The organism is Bradyrhizobium ferriligni (assembly GCF_056837965.1).
Window position 1 is genome coordinate 90,410 of record NZ_JBXEJO010000016.1, and the last position, 23,152, is coordinate 113,561.

23 protein-coding genes are annotated in these 23,152 nt (G+C 64.9%); 12 read left to right on the forward strand and 11 right to left on the reverse strand.

All coding sequences use genetic code 11. The annotated features are described in order from the left end of the window. Window positions 1–150 precede the first annotated feature (150 nt). Both AC1VNY_RS11995 and AC1VNY_RS12000 read left to right on the forward strand, forming a co-directional pair. Entirely contained in the window at window positions 151–396 is a 246-nt protein-coding gene (locus tag AC1VNY_RS11995) for a hypothetical protein (protein ID WP_482405300.1), read from the forward strand. Between the two features lie 1,009 nt (window positions 397–1,405). After that, a complete protein-coding gene (locus tag AC1VNY_RS12000; protein ID WP_304500305.1) occupies window positions 1,406–1,885 on the forward strand; it encodes an arsenate-mycothiol transferase ArsC in 480 nt (159 codons plus the stop codon). Here the strand turns inward: AC1VNY_RS12000 and AC1VNY_RS12005 are convergent. After that, window positions 1,839–2,273 (reverse strand): NUDIX domain-containing protein, encoded by a 435-nt coding sequence (locus tag AC1VNY_RS12005; RefSeq protein ID WP_482405301.1) that lies wholly within the window; start codon window positions 2,271–2,273, stop codon window positions 1,839–1,841. The genes AC1VNY_RS12000 and AC1VNY_RS12005 overlap by 47 nt on opposite strands. Before the next feature lie 796 nt (window positions 2,274–3,069). On the opposite strand from AC1VNY_RS12005, the gene AC1VNY_RS12010 reads away from it, so the two are divergent. Next, window positions 3,070–4,002 carry a septal ring lytic transglycosylase RlpA family protein gene (locus tag AC1VNY_RS12010; protein ID WP_482405302.1) on the forward strand — a complete coding sequence of 311 codons (933 nt, stop codon included), beginning with the start codon at window positions 3,070–3,072 and terminating at the stop codon, window positions 4,000–4,002. Between the two features lie 35 nt (window positions 4,003–4,037). On the opposite strand, the gene AC1VNY_RS12015 is transcribed toward AC1VNY_RS12010, so the two are convergent. Continuing rightward, window positions 4,038–4,973 (reverse strand): alpha/beta fold hydrolase, encoded by a 936-nt coding sequence (locus tag AC1VNY_RS12015; protein WP_482405303.1) that lies wholly within the window; start codon window positions 4,971–4,973, stop codon window positions 4,038–4,040. Window positions 4,974–5,138: 165 nt separating this feature from the next. Here AC1VNY_RS12015 and AC1VNY_RS12020 point away from each other — a divergent pair, with 165 nt between their 5' ends. The 6 genes from AC1VNY_RS12020 to AC1VNY_RS12045 all read left to right on the forward strand — a co-directional run bounded on the left by AC1VNY_RS12020 (window position 5,139) and on the right by AC1VNY_RS12045 (window position 11,816). Then, on the forward strand, window positions 5,139–6,398 hold the full coding sequence (locus AC1VNY_RS12020; protein ID WP_482405304.1) for a D-alanyl-D-alanine carboxypeptidase family protein: 1,260 nt from the start codon (window positions 5,139–5,141) through the stop codon (window positions 6,396–6,398). Window position 6,399: 1 nt separating this feature from the next. Then, window positions 6,400–7,086, forward strand: coding sequence for a dTMP kinase (gene tmk / locus AC1VNY_RS12025; protein ID WP_038386365.1), 687 nt, complete (start codon window positions 6,400–6,402; stop codon window positions 7,084–7,086). Then, window positions 7,083–8,123 carry a DNA polymerase III subunit delta' gene (locus AC1VNY_RS12030; protein WP_482405305.1) on the forward strand — a complete coding sequence of 347 codons (1,041 nt, stop codon included), beginning with the start codon at window positions 7,083–7,085 and terminating at the stop codon, window positions 8,121–8,123. Before tmk ends, AC1VNY_RS12030 begins: the two co-directional genes overlap by 4 nt. 104 nt (window positions 8,124–8,227) lie before the next feature. After that, the gene (gene metG / locus AC1VNY_RS12035; RefSeq protein WP_482405306.1) at window positions 8,228–10,207 is read left to right on the forward strand and encodes a methionine--tRNA ligase; all 1,980 of its coding nucleotides are present in this window, start codon (window positions 8,228–8,230) and stop codon (window positions 10,205–10,207) included. Window positions 10,208–10,221: 14 nt separating this feature from the next. Further along, the gene (locus AC1VNY_RS12040; RefSeq protein ID WP_018271680.1) at window positions 10,222–11,013 is read left to right on the forward strand and encodes a TatD family hydrolase; all 792 of its coding nucleotides are present in this window, start codon (window positions 10,222–10,224) and stop codon (window positions 11,011–11,013) included. Continuing rightward, window positions 11,010–11,816, forward strand: coding sequence for an MBL fold metallo-hydrolase (locus tag AC1VNY_RS12045; protein ID WP_304495410.1), 807 nt, complete (start codon window positions 11,010–11,012; stop codon window positions 11,814–11,816). The genes AC1VNY_RS12040 and AC1VNY_RS12045 overlap by 4 nt, the downstream gene beginning before the upstream one ends. Window positions 11,817–11,820: 4 nt before the next feature. On the opposite strand, the gene AC1VNY_RS12050 is transcribed toward AC1VNY_RS12045, so the two are convergent. From AC1VNY_RS12050 to AC1VNY_RS12070, 5 genes are all read right to left on the reverse strand, one after another. Next, complete coding sequence (locus tag AC1VNY_RS12050; RefSeq protein ID WP_482405307.1) at window positions 11,821–13,470, reverse strand: acyl-CoA synthetase; 1,650 nt, start codon at window positions 13,468–13,470, stop codon at window positions 11,821–11,823. 25 nt (window positions 13,471–13,495) lie between these two features. Next, a complete protein-coding gene (locus tag AC1VNY_RS12055; protein ID WP_253608599.1) occupies window positions 13,496–15,382 on the reverse strand; it encodes a TRAP transporter large permease in 1,887 nt (628 codons plus the stop codon). Window positions 15,383–15,404: 22 nt separating this feature from the next. Further along, the gene (locus tag AC1VNY_RS12060; protein WP_028344051.1) at window positions 15,405–16,424 is read right to left on the reverse strand and encodes a TRAP transporter substrate-binding protein; all 1,020 of its coding nucleotides are present in this window, start codon (window positions 16,422–16,424) and stop codon (window positions 15,405–15,407) included. A 714-nt stretch (window positions 16,425–17,138) separates the two neighbouring features. Then, window positions 17,139–17,747: a cysteine hydrolase family protein gene (locus tag AC1VNY_RS12065; protein ID WP_482405308.1), complete on the reverse strand. Its 609-nt coding sequence runs from the start codon at window positions 17,745–17,747 to the stop codon at window positions 17,139–17,141. 101 nt (window positions 17,748–17,848) lie between these two features. Further along, window positions 17,849–18,052: a CsbD family protein gene (locus tag AC1VNY_RS12070; protein ID WP_016845939.1), complete on the reverse strand. Its 204-nt coding sequence runs from the start codon at window positions 18,050–18,052 to the stop codon at window positions 17,849–17,851. A gap of 237 nt (window positions 18,053–18,289) precedes the next feature. On the opposite strand from AC1VNY_RS12070, the gene AC1VNY_RS12075 reads away from it, so the two are divergent. The 3 genes from AC1VNY_RS12075 (at window position 18,290) to AC1VNY_RS12085 (ending at window position 20,748) form a co-directional block, all read left to right on the forward strand. Then, window positions 18,290–18,778: a YciE/YciF ferroxidase family protein gene (locus AC1VNY_RS12075; protein ID WP_482405309.1), complete on the forward strand. Its 489-nt coding sequence runs from the start codon at window positions 18,290–18,292 to the stop codon at window positions 18,776–18,778. Between the two features lie 87 nt (window positions 18,779–18,865). Beyond that, the gene (locus AC1VNY_RS12080; RefSeq protein WP_482405310.1) at window positions 18,866–20,113 is read left to right on the forward strand and encodes a DUF763 domain-containing protein; all 1,248 of its coding nucleotides are present in this window, start codon (window positions 18,866–18,868) and stop codon (window positions 20,111–20,113) included. Window positions 20,114–20,316: 203 nt separating this feature from the next. After that, entirely contained in the window at window positions 20,317–20,748 is a 432-nt protein-coding gene (locus AC1VNY_RS12085; protein ID WP_482405311.1) for a CBS domain-containing protein, read from the forward strand. 176 nt (window positions 20,749–20,924) lie between these two features. Here the strand turns inward: AC1VNY_RS12085 and AC1VNY_RS12090 are convergent, their stop codons facing one another. The 4 genes from AC1VNY_RS12090 to AC1VNY_RS12105 are packed head-to-tail and all read right to left on the reverse strand — an operon-like array spanning window position 20,925 to window position 23,131. Continuing rightward, window positions 20,925–21,254 (reverse strand): four-helix bundle copper-binding protein, encoded by a 330-nt coding sequence (locus tag AC1VNY_RS12090; RefSeq protein ID WP_028344046.1) that lies wholly within the window; start codon window positions 21,252–21,254, stop codon window positions 20,925–20,927. Window positions 21,255–21,263: 9 nt separating this feature from the next. Further along, window positions 21,264–21,488 carry a hypothetical protein gene (locus tag AC1VNY_RS12095; protein WP_304495415.1) on the reverse strand — a complete coding sequence of 75 codons (225 nt, stop codon included), beginning with the start codon at window positions 21,486–21,488 and terminating at the stop codon, window positions 21,264–21,266. Window positions 21,489–21,542: 54 nt separating this feature from the next. Further along, the gene (locus tag AC1VNY_RS12100; RefSeq protein ID WP_482405312.1) at window positions 21,543–22,625 is read right to left on the reverse strand and encodes a YihY/virulence factor BrkB family protein; all 1,083 of its coding nucleotides are present in this window, start codon (window positions 22,623–22,625) and stop codon (window positions 21,543–21,545) included. Between the two features lie 2 nt (window positions 22,626–22,627). Next, window positions 22,628–23,131: a hypothetical protein gene (locus AC1VNY_RS12105; protein WP_028344043.1), complete on the reverse strand. Its 504-nt coding sequence runs from the start codon at window positions 23,129–23,131 to the stop codon at window positions 22,628–22,630. Window positions 23,132–23,152 lie beyond the last annotated feature (21 nt).

The window sequence follows — 23,152 nt, forward strand, 5'->3', positions numbered from 1 at the left end:
ATTGGCAAAAATGGCCCGCCGGCCGTGAACCGGCGTCGGCGGGCCCGGCCTCGGCATCAACTGCCCGTGAAATGTGAGGCGGTTCACACTCGATCATCGCGAGTTGGCCTAACGCATGAGCGGGTGGCAGCTCGGTGTCGGAGAATCGTGATGCCGTTTTTCAGCAGCCAAAGCTTGCCGTCGGCAGCCGCCGCTTCAGTGCTCAGTATTGTCATCGTGGGAGCGGCTGCCTATTCGGCTGTTGGTTATGTGGAGTGGTCGTCGGGCGTTAATCTGACCCATTTCATGGGCCGGACTGCCCCGGATGCCTTAACGCCGGTTCTACCGCTCAAGGGGCGAACAGGTTGCGAGCAGGGCAACAGGCCGCTGCCCGCGCTTTCTCTACCGCTCGAATGACGCCGACCTAAGGCGACAGCGCCCAATCTCCCAAGGAGGAGACTAAACCGCAGACGGGCAGGCAGGGCAATCGCGCCAGCTTGCTGTGCGAGGAAAAGACGCCGCCGGTCTCAAAAATACACGCCCGGCGGCGTTTCCTTCCTGAACTGGGACACTGAAATCCCCAGCGTCAATTTAACTGCATGGGTCGTGCCGGCAGGGCCTCATCGCCTGCTGGCGACGTGCATCGGCGAATTTGTGCCTGGCTCGGGCGCCCCCATAGTTGCCCATACCGCAATGCCTATGGCCAGCGCTAACAGCACGGTCTTTGTAGCAATCTTGTCGCCGGACATCTCGAGACGCCTCTCATGCGTCAGCGCGGCAAATCTCAAAACTACGCCGCCGGGCCCGAAATGGTTTGTCCCGGCGGCGCCCTGTCATTCCCAGCGCTAGGGCCCTGAAATTCCCAACGTCACTTGCTTAGCAGGTACCCGGAGTGACGGCTGTTGCCTAACTCACACAAGGTCCAAAAGAGCAGCCGACGCTCAGGGCCGGCGCGCCAGCTCCTCCGAAACGTGACCGTGCTGCGTCCCCAACGGTCCCGTCCCTCAGAGAAGCCTGCGCCGATCACGTTGCTGATTTGCTAACGGGTCTCATTTCCGGATGCGCCCTGTGGGGTACCCCCTGAGACCTCGCCAGGCACGCTGCGACATCGAGTACAATTCAGACAGCCGCGGATGTACCGGCGCTCTGCTGAACCGAGGCGGCCTGCTCACTGGCGCCCGCGCCCCCAGCAGACGGAATGACGGCCTCAGCAACCCACGCTGGGGCCGTTTTCCGTTGCGGCCCGCTGCTCAAAATTGGCACCGCAATTGGCACCCAACTCAACGGGACAGGCAGGGATGATTGAGGACTGGTCGGTTCCGTCGTTTCAAGAGACCCCGGGCCGGCCCGTCATTCGCCCGGTCGGTGAGCTGAAAGAGGCTCATGCTCGCAACGCCGTTGACCGCGAGGGCCGACGTTGGCCATCATGACGCCCATGAAGCGTGTCCTCTTTCTCTGCACCGGCAACTATTATCGCAGTCGATACGCAGAGGAGCTGTTCAATCATCTTGCTAGGGCCGAACAACTGGCGTGGCGCGCGTCCTCCAGAGGCGCGGCCGAGCGGGGATCGCCCGACAATGTCGGGCCCATGTCAGTCTTCACCGATGATCGCCTTCGCGCCAGCGGTATCGTGCCGGAAGGCGCAGCGCGCTTTCCGCAGCCCTGTTCATTGGCGGACTTCGACGACGCCGACCTCGTGATTGCGCTCAAGGAGGCCGAGCACCGTCCGCTGATCGAGCGCCGGTTCCCCGAGGTCGCCGACAGGGTGACTTACTGGCACGTGGACGATATCGACTTTGCGCATCCGTCAGTCGCATTGGCCATGATCGACGATCACATCCGCGCGCTGGTTTCAGCGCTCAGGTCATCGGTTCGCGCTTCAGGAAGATCTCCAGCGCAAACATAGCCGGGCGCGCGAGCATGCCGCTGATGCGTTCGAGGTCGTCGATGGCGACGATCTCGAGGCGGCCTTCGGTCACCGTCAATTGGTCGATGGGCACGTCCCGCGCGAGGAACACCTCGCCGCGAAGCGTGCCGTTTGGCGTTGCATGATCGGGACCGGAATAGCGGCCGATCAACTCGAAACGCTCGGGCGGCAGGTAGTAGCCAATCTCCTCGTGGATCTCGCGCACCACGCATTCGAGGAAGGTCTCGGCGCCTTCCCGCCGTCCGCCAAACAGGCTGACCTTTCCGCGATCGGTAACATGTGGGAGGTCGTCGCGCAGTTGCATCAGCAGCCGGTCATCTGTGCTGACGAGAAGCGCGGACGTTCCCTCCCTGACCCTGCCGGTCATCCGGACATCCTCTTCTGGAAAAGGTGAGGATGCGTCACGAGTGGGGCGGGGAGAAGACCGCGCGCCTGCCGAAACCCGATCGGCGGGGAATGAGATAGGGGGTAACCGATGCCTGTCGCACGGGCGCCGATGGCGCCCGAGGTCTCAAAAACGTTCAGCCGAACGCGAACGCCAGCAGGCTCGAGCACAGCAGCACCAGGCTCGCTGCGGTCAGGGTCAGAAATCCGTCGGAGACCAAATCGTGATTACGCATGACACACCTGCCTTCAATCGATGCTCATCCGAATTGATTAAAGCTTTCCGAACATTCACTCCTGGAAAGAGGTGACGCGTCTTTCCACCTTCAACGGACTGTCAGGCCCGGTATCGATAGCCTTCCACGGCGTGCGCCAAGAAGATCGCCGCACTCACCAGGCCCATCACCGCTGTAACCGTCTCGATCATCGCAAACTTCCTTTGCGCCCCACGCGGACGAGAAAACGATTGCAGCCTTGCACAGTCAAAAAGATTCAATTGTTGGAATCCAAGATGCCCCCCGACTGATGATTTGCTGCAACAGTGTGTCTGATCGCGGGACAGGCGAGGCCGTTTGGCGGAGACGAAGGTCAGTAGAACGACGGAGGAGGCGCAACAGACCATTCACCAAGACGCCACCGCCCGCCGGCTCTCCCCATTTCCGCCGTGTTCCGGTTGCGATATCGTCACGCTCTGGTGCGGAGGTGGGCCGCACAGCGACGGCAAGGGACTTCGACGCCTCGGAGTAGGCGCAGGTCCGGCAGAATGGTACTTGGGGCAGATGGGGATTAGACGGCCAGATTCGATGATCCGGACGGCGCGCGGCGCCGTTGCGGTGGCGACGTGCCTCGTCCTCGCCAATTGTGCCTCCTCGAACAAGTTCGCCAGCCGGGTCGACCCCAAATACGGGGTATCGTCGAGTCCGCGCGTGGTGGCGCTGGGTGACCCCGTGCCGAAAGGCGGCGGCACCTATCGCATCGGCAAGCCTTATGTTGTCGCCGGCCGCACCTACGTGCCGGAGGAGAACGAGAACTACCGCGCCGAGGGCATGGCGTCCTGGTACGGCGACGACTTCCATGGCCGCCTGACCGCCAATGGCGAGGTGTTCGACATGGGTTCGCTCACGGCCGCCCATCCGACCCTGCCGATGCCGAGCTACGCCCGCGTCACGAATCTGAGCAATGGCAGATCGCTCGTCGTTCGGGTCAATGACCGCGGCCCGTACCACGGCAATCGCCTCATAGACGTCTCGAACAAAGCCGCAGAACTGCTTGAATTCAAAGGAAATGGCGTGGCTCGTGTCCGCGTCGAATATGTCGGCCGGGCGCCGCTCGAAGGGTCCGACGACCGCCAGCTGATGGCGACCTTGCGCACCGGTACTCCAGCGCCGTCCCCGTCGATGGTCCGGGTCGCCTCCGCACGGCCGTTCGTGCCTGAGATGTCGTCCTCCTCGGGCCGGATTCGCGGCGACGTTCCGTTGCCGGAGGGACGGCCCTACAGCCTCGGCAACACCCAGGCCGACTACGCCTCGGTGAGCGCCACCTCCGAAATGTCGGCCTCGAGCCGGTCGCACCGGCGCGCCCTGAATAATCCGCGCGAAGTCTCCTATGAGGGTGACGCGCGCTATGCCGCAAGCCCGAGCTCGGCGGCCGCCTATGTCCCGATCGACGCGCGGGGACCGGCCGAAGTCCTGAGCGGGCGCGGGCTCTACTGAGAGCCATGCGCTTACAGATCAGGCTCTTGGCCTGATCATTTCAGAAACGCGATCAGCGTCTTGTTGACCTCGTCGGGGCGCTCCTGCTGGATCCAGTGGCCGGCGCCTTCGATGATCAGCTTCTGCCTGAGGTTCGGCAGCACGCGCTCCATGTCCGCGACCCGCTTGGCGCCGATCAGCCCGGTGATCACCGAATCATTCGAGCCGGCGATGAACAGCGACGGCTGATGGATTTGTGCGTCCTGCCAGGGCGCGGTCAGCTCCCAGTTGCGGTCGAGATTGCGGTACCAATTCAGGCCGCCGCGGAAGCCGGAGTGCCTATAGCCTTCGGCGAATTCGGCAATGTCGGCCTCGGTCAGCCAGGCCGGCAACGGCATTCCGGCCGGCAGCTTGCCGAGGAAGCCCTTGGCCTCGTCGACGAACATCGAGCTTGGATCGGAGACGCCACGCCCCAGCACCAGCCGCATGGTGTGGGCGATGTCGCGCTCGAACTCGGCCTCGGCCACGCCGGGCGGCTGAAAGTACTGCCAGTAGAAATTGGTGATGCCGCTGTCGCGCAGGGTCTCGAGCGGGCGACCACGGCCGCGGAACGGCGGCGGCACGCTGAGGCCGGCGACTTTCGTGAAGATGTCGGGACGGAACAAGGCCGCGTGCCAGGCCACCGGCGCGCCCCAGTCATGGCCGACGATCATCGCGCGGGTCTCGCCGAGGGCGGCAACCAACGCCACCATGTCTCCGACCGTATCGAAGATCGTGTAGGCACCGACCTCGGCCGGCGCGCTGGTGCGGCCGAAGCCGCGCATGTCCGGCGCGACGACCCGAAAGCCTGCCGCAGCCAGCGCCGTGATCTGGTGCCGCCATGAATAAGACAGTTCCGGCCAGCCATGACAGAGCACGACCAGCGGGCCTTGCCCGGCCTCGCGCACGAACATGTCGATGCCGTTGGCGGAAATGGTGCGGGAGGATGACATTCGCGTTTCCGCCTTGTTTGCCGGTTCTGCTGACGTTAGCTCGTTCCAAGGATACGGACGTTCAACGCAGGCGGCAATCCGGCTTGCCGTGCACAAGCGCAGAAACCTCAGTTGTTTGCGATACTTCCAGCTGTTAGAACGCAGTCTTTCAGGACATCGTCGCCGATGGCAGCCCAGACCGCAATTTCCCGCACGTCATTCGCTCGCGCCGGGCGTTGCTGGCGTGGCCTGGTCGCGGCCGCGGTCGCGCTGGCGATCGGCTGCGGTGGGGTGGTCTATGCCGCCAACAACAGCGTCCAGGGCGCCAAGAAGGAAGAGGGCGGGTTCGACGGCGATGCGCCGACCGCGATCCTGGTCGAGGCCTCCTCGGGTAGCGTGCTGTTCGAGAAGAACGCCGACGAGCTGCGCGCGCCCTCCAGCATGATGAAGCTGATGACGGCCGAGGTGGTGTTCGACGCGATCAAGAAGGGCGACATCAAGCTGACCGACGAGTACCGGATCAGCGAGAACGCCTGGCGGCGGGGCGGGGCGCCGTCCGGAACCTCGACGATGTTCGCGGCGATCAACAGCAAGGTCTCGGTCGACGATCTCCTGCACGGTGCGATCATCCCGAGCGGCAACGACGCCTGCATCGCGCTGGCCGAGGGCATCGCCGGCAACGAGCATACGTTTGCGACCGACTTCATGACCAAGCGCGCCCGCGAGCTCGGCATGACCAAGTCGACCTTCGGCAATTCCAACGGACTGCCCGATCCGACCAACAAGATGACGGTACGGGAACTCGCGGTGCTGGCGCGCCACATCATCCTGACTTACCCGGACCGCTACAAGCTGTTCGGCGAAAAGGAATTCACCTGGAACAAGATCCGCCAGCAGAACCGCAACCCGCTGCTGAACGCTCTGCCCGGTGCCGACGGCCTGAAGACCGGCTACACCAAGGAAGGCGGCTACGGCATGGTCGGCTCGGCCGTTCAGAACGACACGCGGCTGATCGTCGTGGTCAACGGCCTCGAGGATTCCGAGGACCGCGCGACCGAAGCCAAGAAGATGCTGGAATGGGGGTTCCGCAGTTTCGAGACCCGGACCCTGATCGCGGCCAATCAGCCGGTCGGCTATGCGCGGGTGTTCGGCGGCGAGAGCCGTTCGGTCAAGCTCGTCAGCCCCGATCCGATCAAGGTGATGGTGTCGAAGAACGGCAACGACAAGCTGCTGGCGCGCGTCATCTATAGCGGCCCGGTCAAGGCGCCGATCACCGCCGGCCAGAAGATCGGCGTGGTGCGGGTGTGGCGCGGCGCCAATGTCGCAATGGAAACTCCGGTTTTCGCGGCGGACGCCGTCGGCACCGGATCGACGATGCGCCGTGCGCTCGACGGCGCCCAGGAGCTGGTCATCGGCATGTTCCGCGCAGGGGTCGAGAAGCTCTGACATGGCGGAAGCAGCAGTCCAACGGCCGAGCTTGCGCGGTCGCTTCATCACCTTTGAGGGCGGCGAGGGGTCGGGGAAATCGACCCAGATCCGCAAGCTTGCCGAACGGCTCGATGCCGCCAAGCTGCGCGCGATCGTGACCCGCGAGCCGGGCGGCTCGCCAGGGGCGGAGATCATCCGTCACCTCGTGCTGTCGGGGATGGGCAAGCTGCTGGGGCCGGAGGCCGAGACGCTGCTGTTTGCCGCTGCGCGCGACGACCATGTTCGCACCGTGATCCTGCCGGCGCTCAATCAGGGCATCTGGGTGCTGTGCGACCGCTTCTTCGACTCCACGCGGGCCTATCAGGGTCAGCTCGGGCAGGTGTCGCCCGAACTCGTCAACGCCATGCAGCGCGTGACCATCGGCGATCTCAAGCCCGATCTGACCTTCATCCTCGATGTGCCCGTCGAGGTCGGATTGCAGCGCGCCGCTGCGCGACGCGGCAACGCCACCGCCGATCGCTTCGAAGCCGAAGGTATCAAGTTCCATCAGGATTTGCGTGACGCGTACCGCCGGATCGCGGCCGAAGATCCGGAGCGCTGCGTGCTGATCGACGCCACGGCCGATCCGGACACGGTCACGGCCAGGATATGGGCCGCGCTGCGCGAGCATCTGCGCGCAGCGCTCACGGCGGACAATCCTGCATGAGCGCGCGCAAGGTCGAACAGGAGAGCGCCGCCCGCCATCCGCGTGAAACGCCGGATTTGTTCGGACATCGCGAGGCGGAGACCGCCTTGCTCGATGCCTATCGCAGCGGGCGAATTCCGCACGCCTGGCTGATCGGCGGCGCGCAGGGCGTCGGCAAGGCGACGCTGGCCTACCGCATGGCGCGGTTCGTGCTGGCGTTTCGCAATCCGAAATCGTCCCAGGTTCAGGCGGCGCCGACGCTGCGGGTCGATCCGTCCGATCCGGTGGCGCGGCAGGTCGCGGCAGGCGCTCATGGCGGGCTGCTGGTGCTGGAGCGCGGCCTCAACGATCGCGGCGTGATGCGGACCGTCATCACCGTCGACGAGACGCGCGAGACCATCTCGTTCTTCGGCTCGACCGCTGCGGTCGACGGCTGGCGCGTCTGCATCGTCGACACCGTCGACGAGCTCAATCCGAACGCCGCGAACGCGCTGCTGAAGATCCTCGAGGAGCCGCCGCAGCAATCGCTGTTCCTCCTGGTCAGCCACGCACCGTCACGGGTGCTGCCGACCATCCTGTCCCGTTGCCGCAAGTTGCTGCTGCGGCCGCTGGAGACGAGCGATGTGGTGCGCGCGGCCGCGGCCGCAACCGATATCGAAGCCGACGATCCGGCGCTACTGGAAGCCGCCGCAGCATCCGAAGGCAGCGTCGGGCGGGCGCTGTCGCTGCTCGGCGGCGATGCGCTCAAGCTGCAGCAACGCACGGCCGCGTTGCTCGCGACGCTTCCGAGTGTCGATCCGCGCGAGCTGCATGCGCTGGGCGAAGCGCTCGGCACCAGTGACCGCGTCGCGCTCGCCGCTTTCATCGACGGCATCGATCGCTGGATGAGCGAGCGCATGCGCACGGGCGACGCCAATGCCAATCTGCCGCGCCTTGCACGGCTGGCGGAGGTATGGGAAAAGATCGTCCGCGCCGCGCGCGATACCGAAGCCTACAATCTGGAGCGCAAGCCGCTGGTTTTCTCGGTGTTTTCGATGCTCGCGGACGCGACTCGATAGACGCCAAATCTGCAAACAATCCGGCTGAAAACGCATCTGCCTGAACACATATCTGTCTGACTAAACTCCCGACAATCTCGTTTCGATCTGCAAAGGATTCCGTGGTGGCGACCGCTAAGAAGAAATCGTCGAAAAAGGCCAAGAAGACGAAGAAGGCATCGCCCGCTCGCGCGACCGGCAAGGCCACGGCGAAATCGCGCGCCGCCAAGAAGGCTGGGCGCGTCGCCAAGAAAGCGAAGAAGTCCGCCAAGGCCAAAACGGGAGCCAAGGGCGCCAGGAAATCGGCGGCGAAGAAGGTCGTGAAAAAGGCCGTCAAGAAAGCCGCGAAGAAGACGGCCAAGAGCACGGCCAAGAAGACTGCTGCGAAGGCCACCAAGGCTCGTCCGAAGAAAGCAGCCGTCGCACCGGCCGCAACGAAGCCCGCTCTGCCGATGGCTCCCGTTACCGAGAAGGCGCCGAGACCGGCAAAGCCTCGCGCGCCGAAGCAGCCCAAACCCGCAGCGGCGGCTCCTGCGGCCGCATCCATCCCGGTGCCCGCCGCGGACCGCGGCAACATGTTCTACATCACGACCGCAATCGCTTATCCGAACGGTCAGCCGCATATCGGCCACGCCTATGAGGCGATCGCGACCGACGCATTGGCGCGCTTCCAGCGTCTCGACGGCAAGGACGTGTTCTTTCTGACCGGCACCGACGAGCACGGACAGAAGATGATCCAGACCGCGGCCGGCGAGGGAATGACGCCCTACGATCTCGCGACCCGCAATGCCGCGCGGTTCAAAGAGATGGACGAGCGGCTCAACGTCTCGTTCGACCGCTTCATCCGCACCTCGGAGCCTGCGCATCACGAGTCGGTGCAGGCGATCTGGCGCCGTATGCAGGACAATGGCGACATCTATATCGACACCTATGCCGGCTGGTATTCGGTGCGCGACGAGGCTTACTACGCCGAGGAGGAGACCGTCGTCGGCGAGGACAATGTCCGCCGCGGCCCGCAGGGCACGCCGGTCGAGTGGGTCGAGGAAAACAGCTATTTCTTCAAGCTGTCGGCCTACCAGGACAAGCTGTTGCACCTCTATGAGAGTCAGCCCGATTTCATCGGCCCGGATTCGCGTCGCAACGAGGTGATGAGCTTCGTGCGCGGCGGGCTCAAGGACCTCTCGATCTCGCGCACGACGTTCGACTGGGGCGTCAAGGTCCCGGAGGATCCCGAGCACGTGATGTATGTCTGGGTCGACGCGCTGACCAACTACATCACCGGCGTCGGCTATCCCGATGAGAACGACAGGCATTGGCGCTACTGGCCGGCCGACGTGCACATCATCGGCAAGGACATCATCCGCTTCCACGCCGTGTACTGGCCGGCCTTCCTGATGTCGGCAGGCATTCCCGTGCAGAAGCGGGTCTATGCGCACGGCTTCCTGTTCAACAGGGGCGAGAAGATGTCGAAGTCGGTCGGCAACGTGGTCGACCCCTTCAATCTCGCCGAGCAGTACGGCGTCGACCAGATGCGCTACTTCTTCCTGCGCGAAGTGCCGTTCGGCCAGGACGGCAACTACAATCACGAGGCCATCGTCGCGCGTATCAACGCCGACCTCGCCAATGATTTCGGCAATCTGGCGCAGCGTTCATTGTCGATGATCGCCAAGCAACTCGGCGGCGTGCTGCCGGAGCCGGGCGAATTCAGCGACAACGACAAGGCGATCCTGGCGCAGGCCGACGCCATGCTGGAGACCTCGCGCACCGCGATGGCGACGCAGCAGATACATCAATGGCTCAACACGGTCTGGGCCGTGGTCGCCGAGGCCAACCGCTACTTTGCCGGCGAGGCGCCGTGGGCGCTGGCGAAGACTGATCCCGCGCGCCAGAAGACGGTGCTGTATGTCACCGCCGAGGTCGTGCGCCAGATCGCGATCATGGCGCAGGCCGTGATGCCGGAGTCCTGCGCCAAGATGCTCGACAGCCTCGGTATCGCTGCTGACGCCCGCGGCTTTGCCGCGGTCGCCGAGCGCATCAAGCCGGGGACCCTCCTGCCGGCGCCTGTTGGCGTGTTCCCGCGCTATGTGGAACCGAAGACCGAGTGAGCGGTTCGAAATTCATGCTGGTCGACAGTCATTGCCATCTGGATTTTCCCGACTTTGCCGACGATCTCGACGGGATCGTCGGGCGCGCCGAGGCGGCCGGCATCGGCCGCATGGTCACGATCTCGACCCGGGTGAGGCGGCTCGGCGGCCTGCTCGCGATCACCGAGCGCTTCCCCGACGTCTACTGCTCGGTCGGCACCCATCCGCATCATGCCGATGAAGAGGATGGCATCCCGGCCAGCGAACTGATCGAGCTGACCAAGCATCCGAAGGTCGTGGCGCTCGGCGAGGCGGGGCTCGACTATTTCTACGAGCACGGTTCGCGCGAAGCCCAGGAGCGTGGCTTTCGCGCGCACATCGCCGCGGCTCGTGAAACCGGCCTGCCGCTGGTCATCCACACCCGGGAAGCCGACGAGGATTGCGGTCGCATCCTGGAGGATGAAGTCGCGAAGGGTCCGTTCAAGGCCGTCCTGCACTGCTACACCGGCGGCCGCGAGCTCGCGATGAAGGCGATCGCGCTCGGGCTGTCGATCTCGTTCACGGGCATCCTGACCTTCAAGAAGTCGGACGCGCTGCGCGCGCTGGCGGCCGAACTGCCAGCCGACCGCATCATGGTCGAGACCGACGCGCCGTACCTTGCGCCCGGCAAATTCCGCGGCAAGCGCAACGAGCCGTCCTATGTCGTCGAGGTCGCCAAAGTGCTCGCGGAAACGCGCGGCGTCTCCCTGGAGGAGATCTCGCGGCAGACCACCGAAAACTTCTTCCGGCTGTTCTCCAAGGTGCCGGCGCCGAAGGTTGCTGCATGACGCTGACACTGACCATTCTGGGCTGCGGCTCGTCCGCCGGCGTGCCGCGCCCGGCACTCGGCTGGGGCGCCTGCGATCCCGGCAATCCCAAGAACCGTCGCCGCCGCTGCTCGATCATGGCCGAGCGCACCATGGAGCACGGCACCACGCGGGTCGTGATCGACACTTCGCCCGATCTGCGTGAGCAGCTGATCGACAGCAATGTCGAGCACATCGACGCGGTATTCCTGACCCATGAGCATGCCGACCAGACCCACGGCATCGACGATTTGCGCTCGGTCGTGCTGCATCAGCGCCGCCGCATCCCGGTCTACTTCAACCAGTCGACCGCCAAGGACATGATGGCGCGGTTCTCCTATTGCTTCATCGCGCCGGAAGGCAGCGACTATCCGCCGATCCTGACGCGGCATTCGATCGAGGCCGGCGAGAGCCATACGGTCCAGGGGAAGGGCGGCCCGCTGAAGCTTGGGGCCTTCCTGGTGCAGCATGGCAAGATCCCGGCGCTCGGCTACCGCGTTGGCGGCGCCGCCTATACGCCCGATCTGCACGACATCCCCCAGGAGAGTTGGCCGGCGCTCGAAGGTCTCGATCTCTGGATCGTCGATGGTTTGCGCTATGCGCAGCATCCCAGCCATTTCAGCGTTGCGGACGCGCTGTCGTGGATCGAGCGCTTCAAGCCGAAGCGCGCGGTCATCACCAACATGCATTCCGATCTCGACTACGAGGTGCTGCGGCAGAGCCTGCCGGCCGGCGTCATCCCGGCCTATGACGGCATGCGGCTGACACTCGACCGGGCAGGCTGACGGCTCAGGCCGAGATCGCCTTGGCCGATCCGACCTGGTTGCGCAGCAGGAATTTCTGGATCTTGCCGGTCGAGGTCTTCGGGATCACGCCGAACACCACGGCTTTCGGCGTCTTGAACCCCGACATGTGCTCGCGGCAATAGGCGATGATCTCGGCCTCGGTCGCCTTGGCGCCGTCCTTCAGTTCGATGAAGGCGCAGGGCACTTCACCCCATTTCGGGTCGGGCTTTGCCACGACGGCCGCAAACAGCACGGCCGGGTGCTTGTAGAGGATGTCCTCGACCTCGACGGAAGAGACGTTCTCGCCGCCGGAGATGATGATGTCCTTGGAGCGGTCCTTGATGATGACGTAGCCGTGCTCGTCGAGCACGCCGAGATCGCCGGTGTGAAACCAGCCGCCGGCAAAGGCCTCCTGCGTCGCCGTCGCGTTCTTCAGATAGCCCTTCATCACGATGTTGCCGCGGAACATGACCTCGCCGATGGTCTCGCCGTCGCGCGGCACCTCGCGCATGGTCTCGGGATCGAGCACCGTGACGCCTTCCTGCAGCGGATAGGACACGCCCTGGCGCCGCTTCAGCTGCGCGCGCGCATCAGCCGACAGTTCGTCCCAGCCCGGCTGCTCGGCGCAGACCGAGGCGGGACCATAGACCTCGGTCAGCCCGTAGACATGGGTCAGCTTGATGCCGATGCGCTCGCCGCCCTCGAGCACCGCAACCGGCGGCGCCGCGCCGGCGATCAGGCCGACGACGGGCTTTGCCTTGCCGCCCTTCGGCGCATCGGGCGCGTTGATCAGCGTGTTGTAGACGATCGGCGCACCGCACATGTGGGTGACGCCGTGCCTCGGGATCAGTTCGAAGATCTTGGCCGGATCGACCTTGCGCAGGCAGACATTGACGCCGGCGGACGCCGCGATGGTCCAGGGGAAGCACCAGCCGTTGCAATGAAACATCGGCAGCGTCCAGAGATACACCGGATGCTGGCCGAGATTGCCGGCGAGGATGTTGCTGACGGCGTTGAGATAGGCGCCGCGGTGATGGGTCACGACGCCCTTGGGATTGCCCGTCGTGCCCGACGTATAGCTCAGCGCGATCGCGTCCCATTCATCGGCCGGCCGCCGTTCCACGAAGCCGGGATCGCCTGCCGCGACCGCCGCCTCATACTCGATCTCGCCGATCCGCTTGCCGCCGCTGAAGGCCGCGTCATCGACGTCGATCACGAACGGCTTTGCGCCCGTCATCAGGGTCAGGGCTTCCGCGATCACGCCGGAGAATTCGGGATCGACCAGGATGATCTTCGCGCCGCCATGATCGAGCTGGAACGCAATCGACGCCGCATCGAGGCGGATGTTGAGCGCATTGAGCACCGCGCCGGTCATCGGCACCGCGAAGTGCAATTCGTTCATCGCCGGGATGTTAGGCAGCATCGCCGCGACCGTGTCGCCATGGCCGATGCCACGGCCCGCGAGATAGGACGCAAAGCGCCTGCAGCGTTCGTAGGTCTGTTTCCAGGTGAAGCTGCGGCCCTCATAGACCGCGCTGATATGGTCGGGATAGACGGCGGCCGAGCGCGCCAGGAAGCTCAACGGCGAGAGCGGCACGTAGTTGGCCGGCGTCTTGTCCAACCCGATCGAGTACTGGTTTTGAGCTGCACTCATGGCTCTATCCCATCCGCAAGGTGCTTTACAGGAAACCGATCGATATCCAGGGGAAGATGGCGACGATGATCAGGCCGATCAACAGCGCCAGCATGTACCCCCAGATCGGCCGGATACCCTCGGCCGGATCGACGCGCCCGATGGCGCAGGCGGCATAATAGCCGACTCCGAACGGTGGCGCGAACAGCCCGATGCCCATCGCCAGGATGATGATCATGGCGTAGTGCACCTCGTGGACGCCGACCTGGTGCGCGATCGGAAACAGCAGCGGCCCGAACAGCACGATCGCCGGGATGCCCTCGAGCACGCTGCCGAGGATCACGAAGGCCAGGATCGAGACCGCGATGAAGGTCGCCGACCCGCCGGGCAGCCCGGTCATCGCCGCCGCCAGCGCCCGCGAGAAGCCGGACTGGGTCAGGCCCCAGGCCATGCCGGTCGCGGTGCCGATGATGAACAGGATCGCCCCCGACAGGCACGCCGTGTCGATCAGCATCGGTAACAGCCGCCGCCAGTTGAACTTGCGGTAGATCAAGAGGCCGATGACGAAGGCGTAGACGATGCCGATGGTCGACACTTCGGTGGCGGTGGCGATGCCTTCGACCACGGCGTAGCGGATCACGAAGGGCAGGGCCAACGCGGGCAGGGCGAACACGAACGCCTTGCCGATCTCGCTGCCGGTGGCGCGCTGGACGTGGCTGCGGTCTTCGCCGCGGTAGCGCCACCACACCAGCCCCGATAGCGTGATCGCCAGCACCACGCCCGGCAGCAGGCCGCCGGTGAACAGCGCCGAGATCGAGACGCCGGTCACCGAGCCGATCGTGATCAGCACGAGGCTCGGCGGAATGGTCTCGGTCTGCGCGCCGGTGGCGGCGAGCAGGGCGACGAGATCGCCCGGCTTGGCGCCGCGCTGCTTCATTTCCGGGAATAGCACGGGCGCGACGGCGGCCATGTCGGCGGCCTTCGATCCGGAGATGCCGGAAACCAGATACATGGCGCCGACCAGCACGTAATGCAGGCCGCCGCGGACATGGCCGAGCAGGCTCGCCAGGAACGCCACCATGGCGCGCGCCATGCCGGTCATCTCGATCAGAAGACCGAGGAAGACGAACAGCGGCACCGACAGCAGGATCAGATGGCTCATGCCCTCGTCCATCCGGCCGACCAGCACCATCAGCGGCGTTCGGGTGGTCAGCGCCAGATAACCGAAGATCGCCATGCCGAAGGCAAAGCCGATCGGCACGCCGGCGAACACGCAGAAGCCGACCACGCCGACGAAGAAGATGATCAGATTGAGATTGCCGAGCGGCCGCAGCATCGGCTGCGCCAGCCAGAACGCGCCGATCAGCGCGGCCACGGTCAGCGCGGCCAGCAGGAAAGTCCTGAAATCGCCGACCCGGGCCAGCCGCAGCAGCGCGAACAGCGCCATCAGGCAGGTGCCGACCGGCAGCGCCGCCGCGCGCCAGGTGTTGGATATCTGCAGCGCCGGCGTCGTGATGAAGCTTTCCTCGTAGGCGTATTCATAGGCCGGCCGCACGATCAGGATCAGGAACGCCAGCGCGGCGCAGGTCGCGACGACGTCGAGATAGGCCCAGAGCCGTGGTCCCGCGCTTGCGACCAGCGCCGTCATCCGCATATGCTCGCCGCGGCGGAACGCCACCGCCGAGCCCAGCATCGCGAGCCACAGGAACAGGATCGACGCCAGTTCGTCGGACCAGATCAGCGGCGCATGGAGCACGTAGCGCGACACCACGCCGGCGAACAGGATCACGACCTCGGCGACGACAAGGATCGCCGCGGGGATTTCGACCAGCATCCCGAGCGCCGCGTCGATGGAACCGAGAACGGAGCGGCGGCGAGGGGGCTGCGACGCCGCCTCGCCGGCCACGGCCGGCGTCATCTCGACATGAGCCATGGCAAGCCTCCTGCTTGATCGATCAGGACAGTTTGCCGACGGACTTCTCGAGCAGATCCCAGGCCTTTTCGCCGTACTTGCCCTTCCACTCGGCGTAGAAGCCGGCGGTGCGGAGCTTATCACGGAACGGCCCGACCTCGGGCTGGTTGAACACGAGCCCCTTGCCCGTGAGCTCCTGCTTCACGGTGGCATTCAGCTTCTCGGTATCCTCACGCTCCTTGACGGCCGCCGCGTTGACGTTCTTGGCGACGATGGTCTTGATATCGTCCGGCAGCGCCGCCCAGGCTCTGCGGTTCATCAGGAACCAGAAGCCGTCCCACATGTGGTTGGTCATCGAGCAGTATTTCTGCACCTCGTAAAGCTTCGCCGCCGAGATCAGCGCCAGCGGGTTTTCCTGGCCCTCGACGATCTTGGTCTGCAGCGCCGAATAGACCTCGCTGAAATTGATCGAGGCGGGCGACGCATCGAACGCCTTGAACATCGAGGTCCACAGCGGCGACACCGGCACGCGGATCTTGAAGCCCTTGAGATCGTCGGGACCGGTGATCGGCTTGGTCGACGACGTGGTCTGGCGGAAGCCGTTGTCCCAGATCTTTTCCATGACCTCGAGGCCGGCCTTGTTGATCTCGCCGCGCACATAGGCGCCGAGCTCGCCGTCCATGGCCTTCCAGACCGTGGGATAGTCCGGGAATGCGAAGCCGATGCCGTTGATCGAGGCGGCCGGCACCAGGGTCGCGAGGATCAGGCCGGACAGCGTGAAGAATTCGACGCCGCCGGAGCGCACCTGGCTCAGCATGTCGGTATCGGAACCGAGCTGGCTGTTCGGAAACACCTGCAGGTCAAAGCGGCCGTTGGTCTCGGTCTTGATCGCCGCGGCCATCTCCCGGGCGCGCGCCACGAACGGATGCGACTCCGGCAGGTTGTTGGCGAACTTGTAAGAGAACTCGGCCGACTGGGCGCGCGCGACATAGGGCGCGCCAATCCCGCCAAGGACGGCGGAAGCGGCGGAAACCTTCAGCAGCGTGCGTCGTGAAAAGCTCATTGGTTGCTCCCTCAAGAGGCTTGTTGTTGTTCTGAGATGCCATCCTATACGGACCTGATGCCGCGGGGTCACCAGCGATCTCTGCACAGCTGGGGCTTATTGCAGCGTCCGTACGCGGCGGCAATATCGGCTTTCAGACGAGATGCGCGCGCGTAGATCGCTGCGGCATCGGCACGGGCCGGACGACCGGCTTGGGTACATCAGCACACACGCCAACTTGCGGACCAGTGCGAAGATTTCCCACTAAATATCTGATCTAATTGTAGATATAAATATTCCATAATATACCTTATGCGAATTATGGATATGGGCGTGGCTACGATCACCGGCAGCTATCCCATTGCTCCGCTCACCTTCGCCGCAAGGCCCAGAATCAGGAACCTTGTTACCGTCTCGCAGATTGACGGCCCAAGTCCTACCTTCCAGCCGTCGAGCGATGAGCCGTATCAGCCAGGCACGCTCCGGGCTCGCAAGATTGGCGCGCGCGCTTGGTTTGCTCGGCATCACCATGATTGCGTCGGCCGTCCGCGGAGGCATCAGCGGGTCGCAGCTGGACCAAGCCGCGATCGTGCTGCGTCCAAGCGCGCAATTGCCGACCGCGGTACCCCTGACCGGCTGCCTCGCAGCTACGCATCGCCAGCGTCAGCTCGGCACCAGGAAGCAGATATTGCCACCCCTGCTCCGAGCAGTACCTCGCATCGGCGCGTTGTCGCTTCAGTCGTCGAGGGTCCACATCCGGAGGATATCGGCCGTGGATGCCACCTCGATCTGGATGCTGAAGCGTTCGGCATAAAGCTGCAGCAGCGCGTCATGACTTTGATCGGAAGAGCTGCACAGCGCGTCCTCGGCCACGATCACCCGATAGCCGATATCGATCGCGGCCAGCACGGTGGCGAGCACGCACACGTCGGTCTCGCCGCCCGACACGATGGTCGTATCGATCCCATGCGCGTCCAGATGAGCTTGCAGGCGCCCGTTGCCGAACGCGTTGTAGATCGGCCGGTCGACGATGGCGGCTGGCGGCACACAGGCGGCGAGCGCCGGCACGAGCTCGATCAACTCCGGATCGAGCCGCTCACGGGTCACGCATTCCCATTTCTCGTAATAGGCCCGCCAAATCCCTCGCGCGTCGTGCTTCGAGCGCGGCGGGATAAAGCGGGTGAATACGGTACGTTCAGGCGCATGCTGCGCCAGCTCGACGATGCATGGCAGCACGCGGTTCATCCAGGGCGTCGCCCAGGGCGCCCCCGGCTCGAACAGTCGCTGCATGTCGATGCAAAGGTGCGCCGCGCGCGGACCCGGCGGGCTGAGAAGCTGTCCCATCGCTCACTCCTGCGCGCGCCGACCGCATGCCGTCACACGCAGGGTCAGCCGCCCAGGCCGCAAAAGGCCCCGCCGAAGCGGGGCCCCTGACGTGGTCCGGTTCACCATTTCTGGCGGCCATACCAGTCGTTCACTTCCTTGGCGGCTTGATCCTTGGCGTAGCCGTAGCGCTGCTGAAGACGGCCCTCGAGTTGATCCTGCTTGCCGGCGATCACATCGAGATCGTCATCGGTGAGCTTGCCCCACTGCTCCTTGACCTTACCCTTGACCTGCTTCCAGTTGCCTTCGACACGATTCCAATCCATTGCGGTTCTCCTTGAACGATGAGACCGACCAACGGGCCGGCCGAGGCTTCGTTCCGAAGCCACGTTGCGGCAAGACTTCGCAATCCAAACTGCGCAATCCGACCAAGCTCCATCGTAGCGCGCTTGAATGCGTGACAGCCGAGAAGGCGCTTTGCCGCGCATCGATCAAGGATAGGAACTTGCTTTTCGCACTCGTGTTGGCACTCCGGACTATTCACCCAACACACGGAGCGACCAATGCCGGACAAGGATCTCAGCGCCCTCTTCCTCGATACCCTCAAGGACATTTACTACGCGGAAAAGCAGATCCTGAAGGCGTTGCCGCGGATGGCCAAGGCCGCCGAGTCCGACGACCTGCGCGCGGCCTTCGAGAAGCATCATGACGAGACCGAAGGACAAATCGAGCGGCTCGAGCTGATCTTCGACCTGATGGGCAAGCCGGCGCGCGGCAAGAAGTGCGACGCCATCGAGGGGATCATCGACGAGGGCAAGGAGATCATGGAGGAGTATGCCGACACGCCGGCGCTCGACGCGGGCCTGCTCTCGGCAGCCCAGGCGGTCGAGCATTACGAGATCGCCCGCTACGGCACGTTGAAGGCGTGGGCCAACCGCCTCAGCATGAAGGATGCGGTCAAGCTCATCGACCAGACCCTGGCTGAGGAAAAGAAGACGGATGAAGCGCTCACCAAGCTCGCCGTCAGCGGCATCAACGCCGAAGCCGCCTGACGAGACGCGCGATGAAGCGACGTCCGCTTTGTACACACGCTCGCATTTGCTGGTAGATTGGACGCCGATTCAGCATCCGGGAGCCCGATGGCCCGACGCACCGGCAGCGCCGATCTTCCGCTCCATGGCGGCCGCGTGCCGCCATGGCTGGCGGCGCGCATGGCGACGCTGGGCGGCATCATCGCCCAGGCCATCGTCCACCATCACGGCCGCGATGCCTTTTTGCAGCGACTGTCGCATCCATTCTGGTTCCAGTCGTTCGGCGCCGTGATGGGCATGGACTGGCACTCGTCCGGCATCACCACCAGCGTCATCGGTGCGCTGAAGCGAGGTCTGGCGCCGCTGCAAGGCGAGCTCGGAATCCACGTCTGCGGTGGCCGCGGCAAGCATTCGCGCCGCACGCCCGATGAACTGTCCGCCCTTGGCGACCGCGTCGGATTCGACGGTGCCGCCCTGACCCGCGCGAGCCGGCTGGTGGCCAAGGTCGACAGCGCCGCGGTGCAGGACGGATTCGAGCTCTACCTGCATGGCTTCTTCGTCACCGACGACGGCAAATGGACCGTCGTCCAGCAAGGCATGAACGGCGACAAGCGGCAGGCCCGCCGCTATCACTGGCACTCCGACGGTCTGCGCAGCTTCGTCGACGAGCCGCACAGCGCGATCGACGGCCCGACGCAGGGCGAGATCGTCAATCTCACCGATCACCGCGCCGAAAGCTCACGCCAGGCGCAGCTCGATCTGCTCGCCGCGCTTGGGCCGGACGGCATCACGCGCGAATATGCCGAGCTGACGCAGAGCGCGACCGCGCAGCCGGACCTCCTGCACCTGATCATGCCCGCGCATCACGACGTGCGCTCGAGCGACGTGTTCGTCCGCCGCCTGCACGGCACCTTGGCCGCGGCTGCCGATCGCGGCCCGCTGGATTTTCCCGAGCTGCTGCTGACGCCCGGCGTCGGCGCCCGCACGGTGCAGTCGCTCGCGATGGTCGCCGAGGTCGTTCACGGGACGCCCTACCGCTTCCGCGATCCGGCACGCTTCTCGCTCGCCCATGGCGGCAAGGACCGTCACCCCTTCCCGGTGCCGATCAAGGTCTATGACGAGACCATCCGCGTGCTGAAATCGGCTGTGCAGCAGGCAAGTCTCGGCCGCGACGAGGAGATGCAGGCCTTGAAGCGGCTCGACGATCAGGCCCGCAGGCTGGAACGAACCGCCACCGGCCCCTCCTTCGAGGCGTTTGTCGCGAACGAGCGGGCCCGTTCTCCTGCGCTCGACGGCCGCTCGGTGTTCGGCTGGGAAGCCGACCTTGCCGAGCGCAACGGGATCACCAAGCCTTAAAGCGAGGGCTGATCCACCGCCCGATCCATCGTCAGGGCCTTCGAGGTGACCACCGAGAGCGGCAAGGTAGCATCCCGGCCTGCCGGCGCTGGCGCTTCGTTCCCGCGGTCGCCTGCGTCCTGGCCGCGGCGACCAAGTTAGGAACGCCGTTCCGGGCCGCATCGTTAGGCCGTTGACGCAACCAGCCATATGGAGAGGCTATCATGAAGGTTTGCGACGCGATGACACCGGACGTCCAGCTGTGCACCCCCGACGATACGCTGCGCGATGCCGCAGAAGCGATGGCAGCGCTCGGTGTCGGCCTGCTGCCGGTTGCCGATGGCGAGCGCCTGGTCGGTATGATCACGGACCGCGACATCGCGCTTCGCGGCATCGGAATGGGTCGCGGCCCCGACTCGCGGGTCGGCGACGTCATGACGGCCGAGGTGAAGTATTGTTTCGAGGATCAGGAGCTCGAGGACATCGCGCAGAACATGGGTGCGATCCAGGTTCGGCGCCTGCCGGTGCTGACCCGGGACAAGCGCCTGGTCGGAATCATCGCTCTCGGCGATATCGCCCTGATCCAGGCCAGCGATGGCACCGGCATGGCGCTCAGCCAGATCTCGCGCCCGACCACCCAGCACGCGCAACTCTAGACTTACACGGCTCCGCTTCGCGCGCTGGCTCGCGAAGCGGAGCGTCAGGTGCGCCAATGGCCGACTATGTACCGTGGATCGTGATTGCCGCCGGGGTCATCGCCCTGATCGTCACGGCGCTGCTCTGGCGCGCCCACTACGTCAGCTCCGATTGACCGAACGGCGAGTCCGCGCCGTCAGGCCGCCATCTTGCGGCAGGATTCCGCGCACGCGCGGCACATCGCCACGCATTCGTCCATGCCGCCGACGCGATCGCAATCCTCGGCGCATTCACCGCAGATCTCGGCGCATTCCCGGCAGGTATGCTTGTGATGCGGGGTGTTGATCAGCATGAAATGGGCCGCCGTCCGGCACATTTCCGCACAGGCCATCATCAATCGGAAATGTGCCGGCTCGACGTGCTTGCCGCCGGTGACGAGACAATGGTTCATGGCCGTGGCGAGACAGGTCCTATAGCAGGACAGACAGGTCTCAACGCATCGGTTCATTTCCTCCGAGAATGCCATGTCGATACCTCACGCCTGCGCCAGCAGTTGGCGCAGGTAGCAGAGCCCGTCAAAGGTCAGCTTCGACTCGCGGACCTCGCCCTGTGCGATCTCGGCTTCGAGGAAGTTCTCGAGCTCGGGAAGCGCGCGGTCGAACCTGTCCGCGATGCCCATCAGCTCGCAGGTCTCCTTGATCCGCTCGATCGGTTTTTCCAGCACGTTGATCTGAACCATTTTGGCATAAGCCCGGGTCATGCCATTGGTTCCTATGCTCATTGCTGGATGCGTTGCTGCGGGGGTCGGCGCCGGTTACGACGCCTTGCCGACCGTGTCGGCCATGGTTGCGCCACGCGCTCCGAGCGGCTTGCGGCGGCCCTCGGTCGAATCGAGCATCGTCTGATGCTCGATCTCTGAATTCAGCTCTGCCCCGCACAGCACGATGATGGCGGACATCCACATCCACGTCATCAGACCGATGGCCGCCCCCAGCGAGCCGTAGGTCGCGTTGTAATCGCCGAAGTTCGCCAGATACCAGGAGAGCAGCACCGAACCGGCCAGCCACAGCACGGCTGCCGCAACGGCGCCGACGCTGAGCCACTGCCAGCGCGGCCTGGTTCGGCTCGGGCCAAAGCGGTAAAGCACCGCAAGCGCGGTGAGGAGCAGGAGCACCAGGATCGGCCACCGTCCGAGCCGGATGACGAGCTCGGCCGTCGTGCCCAGTCCAACCTGCTGCAGCAGCAGCGGGACGACGACCACCGCTCCGACCATCAGCATGATGGAAATCAGCCCGGCGATCGTGAACGCGAGGGACATCAGGTTGAGTTTGACGAAGCCGCGCTTTTCCTTCTCGTCATAGACGACGTTGAGCGCATCGAAGATCGCCTTCATGCCGGCATTGGCGCTCCAGATCGCGATCAGCAGGCCGGCGGCAAAGGTCAGGCCAAGCGTCGAGGTTCCCTTCGCGAGCACGCGGGCGATCTGGTCCTGGACGATCGCAAACGAGCCTTCCGGCAGCATCAGCGCCAGGCTCTGCAGGTTCGATGAGATCGTGGACGGATCGGCGAACAGGCCGTAGCTCGAGACCAGCGCGGTGATGGCCGGGAAGATCGCCAGCAAGCCGTAGAACACGACGCCGGCCGCGGTGGCCAGCAGGCGGTCCTCGTCGATCTGCTGATAGGTGCGCAGCAGAATGTCCTTCCAGCCGGCGGCCGGAATCTCAAGCGGCGTGTCGGCGAGCCGTCCACGATCCCGGGTTTCGGCCAGCGCGGGTTCGACGCCCTGCTCCCGAGCGGACGACCGCTCCGATCGGGAGAGCTGGCGAGAGATCGCCAGGGTCGCCAGAGCCGTTGCACCGGCGAGCATCAGGTCGTTGGTCCAATTGCGTGGCGCCATCGCTAGTCCTGGATCGCGTCGCGCTGACGCCGGGCGCGCGATGCGGCGAACCAGCCGACAAGCATGATTGCAGCCCCGGCGGCCAGTGCCCGGGTGGTGGGATCTACGCTCCCCCCTGCTCCCGTCCGGGTGGTGGCGATCAGCTGCGCCGCGACGGGCACTGCGATCGTGCGCTTGAGCATGTCGGCCTGTCGGCCCGGGCGCGGCACGGCCGGCGCAGGACGCGCGAGCAGCACACGGCCCACGACCAACCCCAGGATCCCGAGAAGGAGAAAGACGCCCCCGGTCGCGGCATATGCGATCCAGATGCCGTAATGCACTTCAAGGGCGTGGAAAGCCGCGGCGACCCCGATCCCGATCGTAACCAGGAGCGCGACCGCGCCGACCAGCATGACGCCGCATGCCAGCGCGTAGCCGGTCACGAGGCGCCCCAGCCATTGCCGCAAGTCCGCAAGGTAGGAGCGGAAGATCAGGCTCAGCGAAGACGGCCGGGTGTTGACGCGCATGGCAAGGTCCGTAGCAAGTTG

Excerpts from the sequence above, each read along its gene's own strand:
- AC1VNY_RS12080 (WP_482405310.1), top strand. The coding sequence starts at position 18,866 with ATGGCCCGACGCACCGGCAGCGCCGATCTTCCGCTCCATGGCGGCCGC.
- AC1VNY_RS12070 (WP_016845939.1), bottom strand. The coding sequence starts at position 18,052 with ATGGATTGGAATCGTGTCGAAGGCAACTGGAAGCAGGTCAAGGGTAAG.
- AC1VNY_RS12105 (WP_028344043.1), bottom strand. The coding sequence starts at position 23,131 with ATGCGCGTCAACACCCGGCCGTCTTCGCTGAGCCTGATCTTCCGCTCC.
- AC1VNY_RS12100 (WP_482405312.1), bottom strand. The coding sequence starts at position 22,625 with ATGGCGCCACGCAATTGGACCAACGACCTGATGCTCGCCGGTGCAACG.
- tmk (WP_038386365.1), top strand. The coding sequence starts at position 6,400 with ATGGCGGAAGCAGCAGTCCAACGGCCGAGCTTGCGCGGTCGCTTCATC.
- AC1VNY_RS12075 (WP_482405309.1), top strand. The coding sequence starts at position 18,290 with ATGCCGGACAAGGATCTCAGCGCCCTCTTCCTCGATACCCTCAAGGAC.
- AC1VNY_RS12010 (WP_482405302.1), top strand. The coding sequence starts at position 3,070 with ATGGGGATTAGACGGCCAGATTCGATGATCCGGACGGCGCGCGGCGCC.
- AC1VNY_RS12055 (WP_253608599.1), bottom strand. The coding sequence starts at position 15,382 with ATGGCTCATGTCGAGATGACGCCGGCCGTGGCCGGCGAGGCGGCGTCG.
- AC1VNY_RS12060 (WP_028344051.1), bottom strand. The coding sequence starts at position 16,424 with ATGAGCTTTTCACGACGCACGCTGCTGAAGGTTTCCGCCGCTTCCGCC.
- AC1VNY_RS12000 (WP_304500305.1), top strand. The coding sequence starts at position 1,406 with ATGACGCCCATGAAGCGTGTCCTCTTTCTCTGCACCGGCAACTATTAT.
- AC1VNY_RS12030 (WP_482405305.1), top strand. The coding sequence starts at position 7,083 with ATGAGCGCGCGCAAGGTCGAACAGGAGAGCGCCGCCCGCCATCCGCGT.
- AC1VNY_RS12005 (WP_482405301.1), bottom strand. The coding sequence starts at position 2,273 with ATGACCGGCAGGGTCAGGGAGGGAACGTCCGCGCTTCTCGTCAGCACA.
- AC1VNY_RS12085 (WP_482405311.1), top strand. The coding sequence starts at position 20,317 with ATGAAGGTTTGCGACGCGATGACACCGGACGTCCAGCTGTGCACCCCC.
- AC1VNY_RS12050 (WP_482405307.1), bottom strand. The coding sequence starts at position 13,470 with ATGAGTGCAGCTCAAAACCAGTACTCGATCGGGTTGGACAAGACGCCG.
- AC1VNY_RS12045 (WP_304495410.1), top strand. The coding sequence starts at position 11,010 with ATGACGCTGACACTGACCATTCTGGGCTGCGGCTCGTCCGCCGGCGTG.
- AC1VNY_RS12095 (WP_304495415.1), bottom strand. The coding sequence starts at position 21,488 with ATGACCCGGGCTTATGCCAAAATGGTTCAGATCAACGTGCTGGAAAAA.
- AC1VNY_RS12065 (WP_482405308.1), bottom strand. The coding sequence starts at position 17,747 with ATGGGACAGCTTCTCAGCCCGCCGGGTCCGCGCGCGGCGCACCTTTGC.
- AC1VNY_RS12015 (WP_482405303.1), bottom strand. The coding sequence starts at position 4,973 with ATGTCATCCTCCCGCACCATTTCCGCCAACGGCATCGACATGTTCGTG.
- AC1VNY_RS12020 (WP_482405304.1), top strand. The coding sequence starts at position 5,139 with ATGGCAGCCCAGACCGCAATTTCCCGCACGTCATTCGCTCGCGCCGGG.
- AC1VNY_RS12040 (WP_018271680.1), top strand. The coding sequence starts at position 10,222 with ATGCTGGTCGACAGTCATTGCCATCTGGATTTTCCCGACTTTGCCGAC.
- AC1VNY_RS11995 (WP_482405300.1), top strand. The coding sequence starts at position 151 with ATGCCGTTTTTCAGCAGCCAAAGCTTGCCGTCGGCAGCCGCCGCTTCA.
- AC1VNY_RS12090 (WP_028344046.1), bottom strand. The coding sequence starts at position 21,254 with ATGGCATTCTCGGAGGAAATGAACCGATGCGTTGAGACCTGTCTGTCC.